The organism is Allobrachymonas wangyanguii (genome assembly GCF_045055315.1).
Taxonomy (GTDB): Bacteria; Pseudomonadota; Gammaproteobacteria; order Burkholderiales; family Burkholderiaceae_C; genus Brachymonas; species Brachymonas wangyanguii.
Window position 1 is genome coordinate 1,741,125 of record NZ_CP173677.1, and the last position, 13,998, is coordinate 1,755,122.

Sequence of the window (13,998 nt, forward strand, 5' to 3'; positions counted from 1 at the left end):
GCAGCGGTTTTGGCCATCCGCTTACCCGGATGTACCCGAAGACCCGGGAAGGTAGGCGATACACTGTACAAGACTTGATTAGCAGGAGACACCATGCCCGGATATTCCGATCCCGGATTCGATACGCTGGCACTACATGCCGGCGCCGCCCCCGATCCTTCCAACGGCGCACGTGCCGTACCGATTCACCTGACGACCTCCTTCGTGTTCCAGGACAGCGACCAGGCGGCGTCGCTGTTCAACATGGAGCGTTCCGGCCACGTCTACAGCCGCATCAGCAACCCGACGAATGCCGTGCTGGAACAGCGCGTGGCGGCGCTGGAAGGCGGTGTGGGCGGTATCGCGGTGGCGAGTGGCCAGGCTGCGCTGCACCTGATCGTGAGCACGCTGATGGGCGCTGGCGGCCATATCGTGGCCAGCACGGCGCTGTACGGCGGCAGCCACAACCTGCTGGATTACACCTTGCGCCGTTTCGGGATCGAGACCAGCTTTGTGCAACCGGGTGACCTGGATGGCTGGCGTGCCGCCATCCGCCCGGAGACGCGCATGCTGTTTGGCGAGACCGTGGGCAACCCGGGTCTGGACGTGCTGGATATTCCGGCAATCAGCCAGATTGCGCATGCGGCCGGTGTGCCGCTGGTGGTGGATTCGACGCTGACCACGCCTTATCTGATGAAGCCGCTGGAGCTGGGTGCCGATATCGTCTACCACTCGGCGACCAAGTTCCTGAGTGGCCATGGCACGGTGATTGGTGGCGTGGTGGTGGATGGCGGCAGTTTTGACTGGGCAGCATCGGGCAAGTTTCCGGAACTGAGCGAACCCTATGACGGCTTTCACGGCATGGTGTTTGCCGAGGAGAGCACGGTTGGTGCTTTCCTGCTGCGTGCGCGCCGCGAGGCCTTGCGCGATTTTGGTGCCTGCCTGAGCCCGCACAGTGCCTGGCTGATCCTGCAGGGCATCGAGACACTGTCGCTGCGCATGGAACGTCATATCGGCAACACCGAAAAGGTGGTGCGCTTCCTGGCCGAACATCCGATGGTGGAGCGCGTCGGGCATCCGCTGCTGGAAAGCCACCCGAGTCATGCCGCGGCAGAACGCCTGCTGCGGCTGGGTGCACGTGGTGCCGGCAGCGTGTTCAGCTTTGATCTCAAGGGAGATCGGGCACAGGGCCGCGTGTTTATCGAGAACCTGAAGCTGTTCAGCCATCTGGCGAATGTGGGCGATTGCCGCAGTCTGGTGATCCACCCGGCCAGTACCACGCATTTCCGCATGGATGATGCGGCCCTGGCCCAGGCCGGTATCGGAGCGGGCACGATCCGCCTGTCGATCGGACTGGAAGAGGCCGATGACCTGATCGATGATCTGAAACGCGCCCTGAAGGCGGCAGAAAAGGCGGGAGCACGCGCATGAACTACGCAATCAACGGACACAGCCTGTATGCCTACACCGGAGGCAAGACATTTGACGCGGGCAAGCCGACGCTGGTGTTCATACACGGCGTGCTGAACGATCACAGTGTCTGGGCGCTGCAGAGCCGCTGGTTTGCCAACCATGGCTATAACGTGCTGGCGATTGACCTGCCGGGCCATGGCCGCAGCCAGGGAAAACCGCCAGCCAGCGTGGCCGAGGCGGCAGAAGCGATCCTGGCGCTGCTGGACCAGCTGCAGGTGCCGCAGGCGGTGTTGGCAGGCCACAGCTGGGGCTCGCTGATTGCGCTGCACGCGGCCAGCCTGGCACCGCAGCGTGTCAGCCAGCTGGTGCTGGTGGGAACGGCGTTTCCGATGCCGGTGGCCCCTGCCTTGCTGGAGATGTCGGCATCGGCACCGGAGAAGGCGATTGCGATGGTGAACCAGTTCTCGCATTCCAGCTTGTGCAGCCCGGTGACAGGCCAGGGCATGAACAACGGCCTGTGGACCTATGGCGGTGCGCGCGCCCTGATGCGCCGGGTGCTGGCGAGCAACCCGGAACACAACGTGTTCCAGACAGGTTTCCAGGCCTGCAACAGCTACGCAACGGGTCTGGAAGACATGGCCAAGGTGAGCTGTCCGGTGCTGTTCATCCTGGGCAGCGCCGACCAGATGACCCCCCCCCAGGGCGGCACGCGCGCTGGTGGATGCGGCCGCCAGCGCGCATGTGGTGACGCTGCCGGCCGGCCACAGCCTGATGACGGAAGCGCCGGACGGCGTGCTGCTGGCGATGCGCGAGCAGTTGTGCTGAAACCGGATGGAATCAACTGAGTGAAGTGACTGACTGATGTTGCCCCGTATCACACTGGCTCGCCTGGCCCAGAGCTTTTCGCTGACCCTGCCGCAGCAGCAGGCCTTGCATCAAAGTGCCGCGCTGGAACAGCCGCCGCCCGGTGCATGGCCACTGCTGCAGCGCATTCTGGTGCTGCTGGCCGCATCGCTGAGCGGCTTTGGCCTGCTGATGGCGATTGCTGCCAACTGGGACGACTGGAGCCGCAGCACGCATTTTGTGCTGCTGGGACTGGCCGTGCTGCTGACGGCGCTGGCGAGCTGGGCGCTGTCCGGTCGGCGTGCGCTGCTGGCAACGGCACTGGGCGTGCTGGCGCTGGCCAGTGTGGGCGGCTTGCTGGCGTTTTTTGGCCAGACCTACCAGACCGGAGCCGATACCTGGCAGCTGTTTGCGCTGTGGGCAGCGTTGACACTGCCGCTCTGTCTGGGACTGCGCCATCCGCTGCTGTGGATCGTCTGGCTGGTGGTGGCGCATCTGGCGATCACCTTGTGGGCACATGAGCGGATCCAGGGCGGATTCTGGCTGCAGGATCGCCCTGTCCTGCTGACACAGCTGCTGGCCATGGGCCTGGGCGGCCTGTGGTGGCTGGCCTTGCAGCCGGCCTGGCAGGCCTGGACCGGCAGTTCGCGCCTGGGCGCACGCGTGGCCTTGCTGTTGCTGGTGCTGCTGGCCACCGGATTGGCACTGTCGGGAGCCCGCATGGAGCAACCGCTGACGACGCTGTACAGCCTGCTGCCTGCCGTGCTGCTATTGCTGCTGTTGGGACTCTGGTATGGGCGGCCTGCGCACCATGACCTGATGAACCTGAGTGCAGTGGCACTGGGCCTGCTGGTGCTGGCCATGGCCCAGGTCAGCAGCATTCTGCTGCAGGATTTTCTGAGCCTGTTCAGCATCGGCCTGGTCGGGTTGCTGCTGCTGGGGTTGACCGTGGCGGGACTGATGCGTCTGCACACGCAACGCCAGGGCATGAGCCGATCCGAACCTGCGGGACAGGCTTCCGCGCCCATGCACAGGCTTGCGGATCTGCTGGCCGGGTCACAGGCAGACGGGCTGGCGCGTGCCCTGCGCCACGGCGTGACGCAAGGTTGGTGGCCCTCTGCGGAGCAGGCCCTGGCAGCAATCCGGCCGGATGCCGCCGGGCAACGTCCCGCTTCGCTGATTGTGCTGTCGGCGCTGGGCGGCTGGCTGGCCGTGCTGCCCATGGCGCTGGCCTTTTTTGTCTCGGGCTCCAGCCCCGAAGCAGGTGCTGTCCTGGGTTTTCTCATGGTGGCGCTGGCACTGGCCGGATTGCGCGCCGGTGGACGCAGCCTGTTTCTTGAGCAGTGTTGTTATGCCTTTCTGCTGACGGGCATGCTGGCGGCCAGCGTCTTTACGGCACTGTCCCTGGAGCGCGTGGGCTTGGACACCCGTGAGTTCGTTGCCGGCCTGTCTGTGCTGACGTTGCTGATGCTGCTGAGCACCTGGCTGCTGCGGCAGACCTGGCTAGTCTTGCTGATGGGTGCCGGCCTGTGCGTGACGCTGCCCTGGCTGATCGTCCAGCTGACGGGCACGGACAGCTTCCTGTTTATCGGCCAGGAGGCACCCGCCTGGGCGCTGGCCTGGCTGAATCCGCTGGTGGCACTGGTATTTCCGGCAGGCATCTGGTGGCTGCAACGCCAGGGCCTGTCCCTGCCCTGGAAGCGGCTGGAAAAAGCCGAGAGCTGGCTGGCCGGCTGGATGCTGGCAGTGCTGGGCCAGCACATGCTGGAAGCCGGCAACACTTTCTTGCTGACCGGCCTGCTGGGTGGCGGCCCGGGCATGGCCATGGGCTTGCCGGGAAGCGGTCCGGGCTGGAACTTCTGGAGCTGGTGGCTGCCGCTGATGTCGCTGCTGTTTGCCCTGCTGGGCAGCACCGCGCTGTGGCGTGCCTGGCCAGAATGGCGCCAGCCCCCCATGGTGGCACTGGCCGCCCTGCTGCTGCTCGCCTCGGCGCTGTTGCCCTCGCTGGGCGTACCGCTGTGCTATCTGGCGCTCTGCTGCGCGACCGGACGCTGGCGTCTGGCCGCTGCCGCCGTGGCTGCCGTGCTCTGGGTGATCGGTGCCTTCTATTACCAGATCCATTTCAGCCTGCTGGAAAAAGCCGGCATGCTGCTGCTGACCGGCCTGCTGCTGGCGGCATTGGCGACCTGGATGCGCGTGCGCCAGCAACGCCGAACAGCCGCTGAGCCAGCCGTCCCCGCTACTGCCCCCCGCCTGCCCATACCACAGCTGCGGCACCTGATTCCGCTGACGGCACTGGCCACCGCCGCCGTGATCCTGCCCGGCATCCAGAGCAACGAAGCCCTGATCCGCGACGGCGAACGCATTCTGGTGCGGCTGGCCCCGGTCGATCCGCGTTCGCTGGTGCAGGGCGACTATATGGCACTGGCGTTTGCAATTGATCCGACGCTGCCGCTTGGCGAACGCAGCCTGGCCGAACCGGAACCCGCGCCCGACGCAACGGCCAGCGCTCCCGATGCGCCGGGCAGCCTGGACCAGCCCGAGCCGGACAACCAGGACTGGAAGCCCGAACCGCCAGCACGCCATGCCGTGTTCCAGCTCGATGCGCGTGGTGTGGCAACCATCGTGCGCCTGGAGCGCGATGACAGCAAGCCGCCCCTGCAAGCCAACGAGCGACGCATGGCGCTGCGCCACCAGCATGGCATGCCGGTTCTGGTGACCAATGCCTGGTATTTCCGCGAAGGCGAGGCGCAGGCCTGGGAAGCCGCACGCTATGGCGAATTCCGCCTGCGCGACGATGGCCGTGCGCTGCTGGTCGGCATGGCCGACGAACAGCTGCGGCCGATCAGGCCAGCACGGCCCTGAGGCTGCGGCAGCCGGAATCAGGGGCCGTAAGGGCTGTGCAGCACATCGGCCAGCGTGACCTCTTCCGGCGGATGCCGCCACAGCGCCTCCAGCTGGGGCGTGCGTGGCAGCAGCCAGCGCTCGATCAGCGGCTGCATGCGGGTCTGTGCCACCGGGGCAATCAGCACCCAGCGGGCATTGTCCTCGTCCAGCCGGGCCACCCAGTCAAGCGCCGCCATGTCTTCCAGTACCGATTCCAGCTGCGGTGACTCGACACGCAGACCGCACGACAATTCCTGCAGCGTGGCCCCCCGGCGCGGCTCCTGTTGGGACTGGTGCAGGCGGCGCAGCAGTTCAATCGCCAGCTGCAGCTGCCAGCCCCTGCCCTGGCCGTGACGACGCAAGCCGTCCAGCAGGCTCGGCAGGTAGGCCGCAACCACCGCGCCCAGCAGGATCACGATCCAGGTCAGATACAGCCAGATCAACAGGATAGGCACAGCGGCGAACGTGCCGTAGACAACGGAAATCGAGGGCACCGACTTCAGATACCAGCCGATCAGCTGCTGGCCGGTCGTGATGCCTGCTGCCGTGAATACGCCGCCAGCCAGCGCATGCGACCAGCGCACCTGGGTGTTGGGCACGAAATGGTAGAGCGCGGCAAAGCTGAGCGCCATCAGGCCGAATTCGATCAGGTCGATCAGGACCTGCAGCCCGCCCGGCGTGACCACCGGTATGCCGGTCACCCAGCCGCGCGACAGCGACAGCAGATAGGAGGTGGTGACAATGCTGCCGCCCAGCAGCACCGGGCCGACGGTGGCGGCAGCCCAGAAGATCAGGATGCGCTGCCCCAGCGGACGCGGCTTGCGCACCCGCCAGATCGCATTGAGGTGCTGGTTGATGCCCGACATCAGGCTGAACACGGTGAGCACGAACAGCAGCATGCTGACGGTCCCCAGCTTGCCGGCATGGCTGGCAAAGCTCATCAGCCCTTCCAGCACCGGTTGCGCGATGGCGGGCGGGATCAGGCTGTCCACCATCCAGCTCTCGATGGCGTGGCGCAGCCGGCCGAACATGGGGAAGGCGGTAAAAATCGCCAGCATCAGCACGAAGAACGGCACCATGGCCATCAGCGTGGTCAGGGTCAGGCTGCTGGCGGTGAGCGCCAGATGGTCTTCGCGAAAGCGCTGCCAGAGCATGAGCAGGGTATCGCGCAGGGGGAAGTCCAGCACCAGGTGTGAAAGCCTAGCCTTCCAGTGGTTCAGCGTGCGGAAGATCTGCATGGCGCTATGATGCCAGCATTGCGCGATCCTGCGCGCTCCGATTTCCCCATCCATGACGCCCGATACCACCGCTTCCGACGGCCTGCAGGTCATCCCCCCTACTCCCGCGATCCGCTGGACGCGCTATGTTGCCGTGGGCAGCCTGATGGCGCTGATCGCGCTGTGCCTGGCCTGGGAACTGTGGCTGGCACCGCTGCGTCCGGGAGGCTCCTGGCTGGCGCTGAAGGCGCTGCCGCTGTGCATTCCGCTGGCCGGCCTGCTGCGCAACCGCATGTACACCTACCGCTGGGTCAGCCTGATGATCTGGCTCTATTTCTGTGAAGGCGTGGTGCGCGCCTGGGGTGATCCGCCACCGATCCGCTATTACGCCATCGCCGAAATCGTGCTGTGCCTGGTGCTGTTTGTCTCCTGCAGCCTGCATGTGCGGCTGCGCTTCCGCGCGGCGCGCAGCTTTTTTGCCAACGTGCTGAAGGAAAACGCCGCAGCCGTGCAGCAGGCCGAAGCCGCCCCGGTCACGGACAAGCCGAGCGGCAGCGCCTGACATGGCGCAGGGGTATCATGTCGGCCATGACCGCATCCCGCCCCGCCTACTCCCCCGATAACGACGATTTTCTCCAGCAGCTGCAGACGCTACTGGGCACTTCCCATGTGCTGACCGGCGACGATGCCCAGCCACATCTGCAGGACTGGCGCAAGCGTTATTGCGGCCAGGCGCTGTGCGTAGCCAGGCCGGGTACGGCGGCGGAAGTGGCGGCCGTGGTGCGGGCTTGCGCCGCAGCCGGCGTGGCCATCGTGCCGCAAGGCGGCAATACCAGCCTGGTCGGCGGCGCGACGCCTGAAGCGGACGGTCGCAACATCGTGCTGAGCCTGCAGCGCATGGAGCGCGTGCGCCAGATCGACGTGGCGAACCAGACCATCACGGTGGAAGCTGGCTGTATCCTGCAGAAGCTGCAACAGGCCGCGGCCGAAGCCGGCTGGCTGTTTCCACTCAGCATGGGATCGGAAGGCAGCTGCACGATTGGCGGCAACCTCGGCACCAATGCCGGCGGCACGCAAGTGCTGCGCTACGGCAATACACGTGAACTCTGCCTGGGCCTGGAAGTGGTGACGCCGCAGGGCGAAGTGCTGGACATGCTGTCCGGCCTGCGCAAGGACAATACCGGCTACGACTTGCGCGACCTGTACATCGGCAGCGAAGGCACGCTGGGTGTGATCACCGCAGCCACGCTCAAGCTCTACCCGCAGCCCAAGGCGCAGCTGACCGCCTGGGCCGCCGTGCCTTCGGTACAGGCCGCGGTGGAGCTGCTGAACCTGGCGCGCGCACGACTCGGTGCCAGCCTGACTGGTTTCGAGATGATGGCGCAGTTTGCGCTGGAGCTGGTGGACCGGCATTTTCCGCAGCTGCGCGTACCGCTGTACCAGGACACGCCCTACTGCGTGCTGCTGGAAAACTCCGACCAGGAGAGCGAGGAACATGCGCGCACGCTGTTTGAATCACTGCTGGAATCGGCCATGGAACAGGGCTGCGTCACGGACGCCATCGTGGCAGAGAACCTGACGCAGGCGCAGAACCTCTGGCACATGCGCGAAAGCATCTCGCTGGCGCAGGCGGAAGAAGGCCTGAATATCAAGCACGATATTTCACTGCCAATCTCGGCGATTGCCGATTTCGTGGCGCAAACCGATGCCGCGCTCGCCGCCGCGATTCCGGGCGTGCGCATCGTCAACTTTGGCCATCTGGGCGATGGCAATCTGCACTACAACGTGCAGGCGCCGGTGGATGTCGATCCCGCCCTGTTCCTGCGCGAGCAGGAGCCGGCGATCAACACGCTGGTGTTTGATGCGGTGCAGCGCTTCCAGGGCAGCATCAGCGCCGAGCACGGCATTGGCCAGCTCAAGCGTGACACCCTGCCCGATTACAAATCAGCGGTGGCGCTGCAGCTGATGCAGGCGGTGAAGCAGGCGCTGGATCCGCAGGGCATCATGAACCCCGGACGCGTGCTGCGCTGATGTCGGCCAGCCTGTTGCTGGGCATATTCGCCCTAGCCGCCGTGCTGCATGGCATGGTCGGCATCGGTTTTCCTCTGATCACGACAGCCGCCCTGGCGCTGGTGATGCCGCTGCCGCAGGCGGTAGCGCTGACGCTGCTGCCCACGCTGCTGCTGAATCTGGGCAGCCTGCTGCCACCGCACAGGCTGCCAGCCGTGATCCGCCGTTACGCGCCGCTGGCGCTGGCCAGTGTGGCCGGCAGCCTGCTCGGCGTCTACCTGCTGCTGATCCTGCCGGCGGCCTGGCTGCAACTGGCGCTGGCGCTGGCGACCGGCTTCTATGTGCTGAGCTCCTTGCGGCGCGACCTGCCGGCTTTGCCACAAGGCCTGCCGGCGACGCTGCTGCTCGGCCTGCTGGCCGGCGTAGTGGGCGGGGCCACCAATGCGATGTCATCGATCCTGATGATGGTGCTGCTGGCACAGAGCCGGGATCGGCATGAGATTGCCCAGGCTGCCAACCTGTGCTTTGCCTTGAGCAAACTGGTGCAACTGCTGGTGCTATGGCCGGTGCTGCAGCAGCTGCCGCTGGGCTGGGACATGATCGGCCTGCTGTGTCTGGCCGCCGTGATCGGCCTGCTGGCTGGACTGGCACTGCGCCAGCGCATGGCCTTCGGGCATTTCCGGCTGCTGTGCCTGCTGGTGCTGTCGGTGCTGGCACTGCTGATGGGCTGGCGCGGACTGCAGGGGCTGCTGGGCTGAATAGTGGCACCTGCTGCCGGTATGGCTTCTGCCGTCTGAAGCGCTGCCGCAGGGCGCGGCTGCTATCATGGCCGTCTTCCACCATGACCTAGACACCACGGTCCCGCACTGCGGCTGACCGGCACTTTCCACCATGCAACAGTATCTGAATCTGGTCCGGGACATTTTCGACAATGGCTCCTGGCAGGACAACCGCACCGGCATCCGCACGCGCAGCATCCCGGGCGCGATGATGCGTTTTGACCTGCAACAGGGCTTTCCGGCGGTGACGACCAAGCGGCTCGCGTTCAAGTCGGCGATTGGCGAAATGGTGGGATTCCTGCGCGGCAGCCGCGATGCGGCCGAGTTCCGCGCGCTCGGCTGCAAGGTCTGGGACCAGAACGCCAACGAGAACGCCGCCTGGCTGGCCAACCCCTATCGCCTGCAGGAAGATGACCTGGGCCCGGTGTACGGCGTGCAGTGGCGTGCCTGGCCGGCCTACAAGCTGGTGGATCTGGCGCTGCCGCAAAGTGCCGCCCAGATTGCCGATGCCGAGCAACGCGGCTACCGCCAGCTGGGCACGGTGCTGGAATCGGAACGCCCGCATGCACTGCTATACAAGGCGATCGACCAGCTGCGCCAGTGCCTGGACACGATCATGAACGACCCGACCAGCCGCCGCATCCTGTTCCACGGCTGGAACTGGGCACAGCTGGAGGAAATGGCGCTGCCGCCCTGCCACCTGCTGTACCAGTTCCTGGTGAACCAGGAAAAACGCGAGATCTCGCTGTGCCTGTATATCCGCAGCAATGACGTCGGCCTGGGCACGCCGTTCAACCTGACCGAAGGCGCGGCGCTGCTGCATCTGGTGGGTCGCCTGACCGGCTACACGCCGCGCTGGTTTAGCTACTTCATCGGCGATGCGCATATCTACGAGAACCACGTCGACATGCTGCAGCAGCAGCTGCAGCGCGAACCGTTCGCGGCGCCGAAGCTGGTGCTGTCAGACCGCATTCCCGACTACGCCGTGACCGGCCAGTACCAGCCGAAGTGGCTGGAGCTGGTGGAGCCGTCCGACTTCTGGCTGGAAGGCTACGAGCACCATGCGCCGCTGACGGCACCGATGGCAGTCTGATTCCCCCATCATGCAAAAAACTGTTCTGAGCCGCCAGCAGCTGATCGCGCTGGTGGTCCTTACCCTGATGTGGGGGGTGAACTGGCCGATGATGAAGCTGTCGCTGCAACAGCTGCAGCCGCTGCATTTCCGCACCATCACCATGGGCCTGGGCATGCTCTGCCTGGCCCTCTATTTCAAGTCACGTGGCGTGCGGCTGATGCCGCAGAAGCGGGAGGACTGGACCACGATTGGCGTGCTGGCCCTGCCCAATATGCTGGGCTGGCATGGCCTGTCGATCTTCGGCCTGCAGCAGCTGCCGTCCGGTCGTGCCGCGATTCTCGGCTTCACCATGCCGGTCTGGACCGTGCTGATCGGGGTGCTGTTCTACCAGCAGAAGCTGACGCTGCGGCTGGGCGTGGCGGTAGCCGCCGTGCTGCTCGCCATTGGCCTGCTGCTGTCGAACGAACTGGAACGGCTGGCTGGCAGCCCGGCCGGCATCCTGTGGATGCAGGGTGCGGCCTTTGCCTGGGCGCTCGGCACGATCTGGATGCGCCGCGCCCAGACCACGCTGTCGAACGAGGCACTGATTGTCTGGCTGCTCGGCTTTGGCACAGTCTGCATGGCGATCCTGGCCTGGCTGTTTGAGGCACCGCAATCGTATGATTTCAGCCTGCCGGTCTGGATCAGCCTGGCCTATGGCGTACTGATCAACTATGGCGCGGCGCAGGTCCTGTGGTTTGGCCTTGCGCGCGCCCTGCCGCCGTCCACCAGCGCCATGAGCATCATGCTGATTCCGCTGATCGGCATCCTGAGCGCGGCGATGATCGTGGGCGAATGGCCGCAGTGGCAGGATATCGTGGCAGCCGGCTGCGTGATGCTGGCGATTGCGGCGGTGCTGCTCAAGCGCGGCGACTGAGTCCTGGCCAACGACCGGAATCAACGCGCCCGGAACTGGTCATGGCACTTGCGGCAGATCGCGCCAGCGTCATTGAGCGTCTTGCGCAGCTGCGCGATGTCGCCACGCACGACGGCGCTGTGGATCTTGTCGGATTCCTGCTGCAGGCTGCGCGCGCTGTCGGCATAGCGCGGGGCAGCGGTCCAGACCTGGTCGGTTGCGCGGGAACCAGCCAGCGGTGCCGCCGTACCCGCCGGGAAGGCATGGAACGGCAGGCGTGACAGCACGCGGATGGCGTTGGCATCGAGACGCGCCTGCAGCGGATCGTAGGGAATACGGTTCAGCGTCATCGCGGTCAGGTTGCTGAAGTGGGTTTCCAGCAGGCCGAAAGCCTGCTGGCGGTAGGCCACGGCATCTTCCGGCTTGTCAAAGGTCAGGGCTTGTGCCGAGGCGGACAGGCTGGCCAGGGCCAGGCTGCCGGCCAGCAGGAATCGGGAAAGGGTCATGTCGGGCATCCGTGTTCAGCGGGTTGCAGCGTGCTGCACGGCCCAGTCTACCAAGTCCTGGGCCACGCTATCGGTAGCAGCGCCAAAGGCCTGCACCACCTGCGGCACCTCCTTGCCGATCACCGAATGGCGGTGGGAAAAGCTGCGGCTGGCGATGATGCGGTTGGTGCTGGCGTTCAGCAGATGGGCATCCAGACGCACCACCACCACCGGCTGTCCGTCCTCGTAGACGCTCTGGAAATCGCGCAGCTGGCTGGACAGCAGCAGATCGGCATGCGCCATCACGCCTTCATCGGTGGTGATGGACGGCAACCGGCCATCGGCCAGAAAGGCATCGACGATACGGTCCCGCACCAGCTGGGCCGCCGGTTCGCTCCAGACTACGCCCTGGTAGACACTGAACTGGTCCGGCTCCGGCATGACCACGATGCGCTTGCCGGCAATGGCACCGCCGGCGACCGGACGCACCACGCGCAGCGCCGGGCTGATGCCGGCCGAGTACACGCCGGCAGCGCGCTGGGACAGGGTACCGGGCAGCGCGTAGGTATCCACCGGCTCCTTCTCCGGCAGGATGGAGCAGGCCGAAGCCAGCGCAGCCGCTGCCAGCAGCAGGCCGACGCGGGACGCACGCAGAAACGGGAGACGCATCATGGCTTGAATTCCTTCATCGGTTCACGGCTCAGCAGGTAGCCGGCCGGGTCGTTGTCGAGCTCGCGCACCACACCCTGCACCGAGCTCAGCGTGCCGCGCAGTTCGGTCATGGTCGGGCCCAACTGGGCGACACCGCGTGCGCCGCTGTCAATGGCACCCCGGTTGTCCTTGACCAGTGCATCCAGCGTGCCCATGCTGCTTTCGAACGAGGCCATGGCGGCATTGGCACGCGCCAGGCTCTGCTTGAGTTCGCCATTGGCCAGCTTGTCACTCGACTGCATCAGCTTGTTCATTTCGGCAAAGGCGCGATTGGCCTCGGCGCTGGCCTTGCTGAAGTTGGCCAGTGCCGCATTCATGCCCTGCTGCTTGTCGGCCAGGGCACTGGTGGTCTGCTCCAGGTGCGCCAGCGTCTTGCTCAGGCTGGCCACGTTGTCCTGGGAGAACAGGTTGCGCGCCCCAATCAGCAGTTCGTTGAAGTTGTAGAGCACGTCCTCGCCACCAGCCAGCAGCTTGCTCATGGGCGATGGTGTCGCCATGATGGTGGGAATCGAGACATCGGTGCTGACCAGCGGCTGGCTGTTCGGGTCTTCGCCGCTGGTGAGGCGGATCAGGGAGGTGCCGGTAATGCCGACCGGTACCAGCCTGGCCTTGGTATCGGTGCGCACCGGTGCCGTGCTTTCCACCCGCACCCGCGCGTACACATTGCGCGGGTCCTTGGGGTTGATGCGCAGGTCGATCACGTCACCGACCTTGATGCCGTTGAACTCCACCGTGCTGCCACGCGACAGGCCGGTCACGGCCTCCTCGAAGGCGATATCGTAGAAATGGAAGTCGCGTTCGCTCTGTTGCGTCAGCCACAGGGTGAACAGCAGGGCCAGTACCGTGGCAAGCACGGTAAACAGGCCAATCAGCACATGTCTGGCTCGGGTTTCCATCAGGATGTCTCCGGCAAATGGGTGGCAGAACGGATCGCTGCAGCGGCGGCCCGGCCGCGCGGGCCGTGGAAATAGGCCTGCACCCAGGGATCGTCGAACTGTTCGACGCGTTGCAGCGTGTCGTTGATGATGACGCGTTTCTGCGACAGCACCGCCACGCGGTCGGTAATGGTGTAGAGGGTGTCCAGATCATGCGTGATCAGGAACACGGTAAAACCCAGTGCATCGCGCAGGGTCAGGATCAGCTGGTCGAAGGCCGCCGCGCCGATCGGATCCAGGCCGGCGGTGGGCTCATCCAGGAACAGCATGTCGGGGTCCAGTGCCAGCGCCCGTGCCAGGGCGGCACGCTTGATCATGCCGCCGGACAGATCGGACGGGTAATCATTGCCGGCCTTGGCCGGCAGCCCGGCCAGTGCGATCTTGACGGCAGCGATGCGCTCGGCCTCGGCACGCGACAGGCCGGCATGCTCGATCAGCGGCATGGCGACGTTTTCCGTCACCGTCATCGACGAGAACAGCGCCCCCTTCTGGAACAGCACGCCAAACCGGCGCTCCTCCAGGCGACGTTCCGCCTCGGGCAGCGCCAGCAGATCCTTGCCGAACACGCGCACACTGCCGGCAGCCGCGCGGTTGAGGCCGACGATGGTGCGCAGCAGCACCGACTTGCCGCTGCCGGAGCCGCCGACCACGCCCAGGATTTCGCCCTGGCGCACATCCAGATCGAGCTGGTCATGCACCACATGGCTGCCAAACTGGGTGCGCAGGCCACGCAGTTCGATGATGTTGCGGGTGTCCGTGGCTTGCATGGC

Annotated in this window: 12 protein-coding genes and 1 pseudogene; 8 read left to right on the top strand and 5 right to left on the bottom strand. The window is 65.6% G+C overall.

The window, feature by feature from the left end:
* The first annotated feature begins 93 nt into the window (after positions 1 to 93).
* From ACI3EV_RS08480 to ACI3EV_RS08490, 3 genes and pseudogenes are all read left to right on the top strand, one after another.
* A complete protein-coding gene (locus tag ACI3EV_RS08480) occupies positions 94 to 1,410 on the top strand; it encodes an O-acetylhomoserine aminocarboxypropyltransferase (RefSeq protein WP_337692130.1) in 1,317 nt (438 codons plus the stop codon).
* Positions 1,407 to 2,217: pseudogene (locus ACI3EV_RS08485) on the top strand (alpha/beta fold hydrolase). Before ACI3EV_RS08480 ends, ACI3EV_RS08485 begins: the two are co-directional and overlap by 4 nt.
* Positions 2,218 to 2,253: 36 nt before the next feature.
* Positions 2,254 to 5,100: a GDYXXLXY domain-containing protein gene (locus ACI3EV_RS08490; protein WP_337692131.1), complete on the top strand. Its 2,847-nt coding sequence runs from the start codon at positions 2,254 to 2,256 to the stop codon at positions 5,098 to 5,100.
* Positions 5,101 to 5,117: 17 nt separating this feature from the next.
* Here ACI3EV_RS08490 and ACI3EV_RS08495 read toward each other — a convergent pair whose 3' ends face one another.
* Positions 5,118 to 6,359: a YihY family inner membrane protein gene (locus ACI3EV_RS08495; protein WP_337692132.1), complete on the bottom strand. Its 1,242-nt coding sequence runs from the start codon at positions 6,357 to 6,359 to the stop codon at positions 5,118 to 5,120.
* 52 nt (positions 6,360 to 6,411) lie between these two features.
* Between ACI3EV_RS08495 and ACI3EV_RS08500 the strand changes: the two genes are divergently transcribed.
* The 5 genes from ACI3EV_RS08500 to ACI3EV_RS08520 all read left to right on the top strand — a co-directional run bounded on the left by ACI3EV_RS08500 (position 6,412) and on the right by ACI3EV_RS08520 (position 11,118).
* Complete coding sequence (locus tag ACI3EV_RS08500; RefSeq protein WP_329771045.1) at positions 6,412 to 6,900, top strand: DUF2069 domain-containing protein; 489 nt, start codon at positions 6,412 to 6,414, stop codon at positions 6,898 to 6,900.
* A 17-nt stretch (positions 6,901 to 6,917) separates the two neighbouring features.
* Positions 6,918 to 8,369, top strand: a complete 1,452-nt coding sequence (locus tag ACI3EV_RS08505) for an FAD-binding oxidoreductase (protein ID WP_337692133.1) — start codon at positions 6,918 to 6,920, stop codon at positions 8,367 to 8,369.
* A complete protein-coding gene (locus ACI3EV_RS08510) occupies positions 8,369 to 9,106 on the top strand; it encodes a TSUP family transporter (protein ID WP_337692134.1) in 738 nt (245 codons plus the stop codon). The genes ACI3EV_RS08505 and ACI3EV_RS08510 overlap by 1 nt, the downstream gene beginning before the upstream one ends.
* Positions 9,107 to 9,239: 133 nt before the next feature.
* Positions 9,240 to 10,220: a thymidylate synthase gene (locus ACI3EV_RS08515; protein ID WP_337692135.1), complete on the top strand. Its 981-nt coding sequence runs from the start codon at positions 9,240 to 9,242 to the stop codon at positions 10,218 to 10,220.
* 10 nt (positions 10,221 to 10,230) lie between these two features.
* Positions 10,231 to 11,118 carry a DMT family transporter gene (locus tag ACI3EV_RS08520; protein ID WP_329771051.1) on the top strand — a complete coding sequence of 296 codons (888 nt, stop codon included), beginning with the start codon at positions 10,231 to 10,233 and terminating at the stop codon, positions 11,116 to 11,118.
* Between the two features lie 20 nt (positions 11,119 to 11,138).
* Here ACI3EV_RS08520 and ACI3EV_RS08525 read toward each other — a convergent pair whose 3' ends face one another.
* The 4 genes from ACI3EV_RS08525 to ACI3EV_RS08540 are packed head-to-tail and all read right to left on the bottom strand — an operon-like array spanning position 11,139 to position 13,995.
* A complete protein-coding gene (locus tag ACI3EV_RS08525; RefSeq protein WP_337692136.1) occupies positions 11,139 to 11,603 on the bottom strand; it encodes a cytochrome c in 465 nt (154 codons plus the stop codon).
* Positions 11,604 to 11,618: 15 nt separating this feature from the next.
* Positions 11,619 to 12,254, bottom strand: coding sequence for an ABC-type transport auxiliary lipoprotein family protein (locus ACI3EV_RS08530; protein ID WP_337692137.1), 636 nt, complete (start codon positions 12,252 to 12,254; stop codon positions 11,619 to 11,621).
* Positions 12,251 to 13,189 (bottom strand): MlaD family protein, encoded by a 939-nt coding sequence (locus ACI3EV_RS08535; RefSeq protein WP_018716042.1) that lies wholly within the window; start codon positions 13,187 to 13,189, stop codon positions 12,251 to 12,253. The genes ACI3EV_RS08530 and ACI3EV_RS08535 overlap by 4 nt, the downstream gene beginning before the upstream one ends.
* Entirely contained in the window at positions 13,189 to 13,995 is an 807-nt protein-coding gene (locus tag ACI3EV_RS08540) for an ATP-binding cassette domain-containing protein (protein ID WP_337692138.1), read from the bottom strand. The genes ACI3EV_RS08535 and ACI3EV_RS08540 overlap by 1 nt, the downstream gene beginning before the upstream one ends.
* Positions 13,996 to 13,998 lie beyond the last annotated feature (3 nt).

Coding starts and splice junctions, on each gene's coding strand:
- ACI3EV_RS08480 (WP_337692130.1), top strand. CDS start 94: ATGCCCGGATATTCCGATCCCGGATTCGATACGCTGGCACTACATGCC.
- ACI3EV_RS08490 (WP_337692131.1), top strand. CDS start 2,254: ATGTTGCCCCGTATCACACTGGCTCGCCTGGCCCAGAGCTTTTCGCTG.
- ACI3EV_RS08495 (WP_337692132.1), bottom strand. CDS start 6,359: ATGCAGATCTTCCGCACGCTGAACCACTGGAAGGCTAGGCTTTCACAC.
- ACI3EV_RS08500 (WP_329771045.1), top strand. CDS start 6,412: ATGACGCCCGATACCACCGCTTCCGACGGCCTGCAGGTCATCCCCCCT.
- ACI3EV_RS08505 (WP_337692133.1), top strand. CDS start 6,918: ATGTCGGCCATGACCGCATCCCGCCCCGCCTACTCCCCCGATAACGAC.
- ACI3EV_RS08510 (WP_337692134.1), top strand. CDS start 8,369: ATGTCGGCCAGCCTGTTGCTGGGCATATTCGCCCTAGCCGCCGTGCTG.
- ACI3EV_RS08515 (WP_337692135.1), top strand. CDS start 9,240: ATGCAACAGTATCTGAATCTGGTCCGGGACATTTTCGACAATGGCTCC.
- ACI3EV_RS08520 (WP_329771051.1), top strand. CDS start 10,231: ATGCAAAAAACTGTTCTGAGCCGCCAGCAGCTGATCGCGCTGGTGGTC.
- ACI3EV_RS08525 (WP_337692136.1), bottom strand. CDS start 11,603: ATGACCCTTTCCCGATTCCTGCTGGCCGGCAGCCTGGCCCTGGCCAGC.
- ACI3EV_RS08530 (WP_337692137.1), bottom strand. CDS start 12,254: ATGATGCGTCTCCCGTTTCTGCGTGCGTCCCGCGTCGGCCTGCTGCTG.
- ACI3EV_RS08535 (WP_018716042.1), bottom strand. CDS start 13,189: ATGGAAACCCGAGCCAGACATGTGCTGATTGGCCTGTTTACCGTGCTT.
- ACI3EV_RS08540 (WP_337692138.1), bottom strand. CDS start 13,995: ATGCAAGCCACGGACACCCGCAACATCATCGAACTGCGTGGCCTGCGC.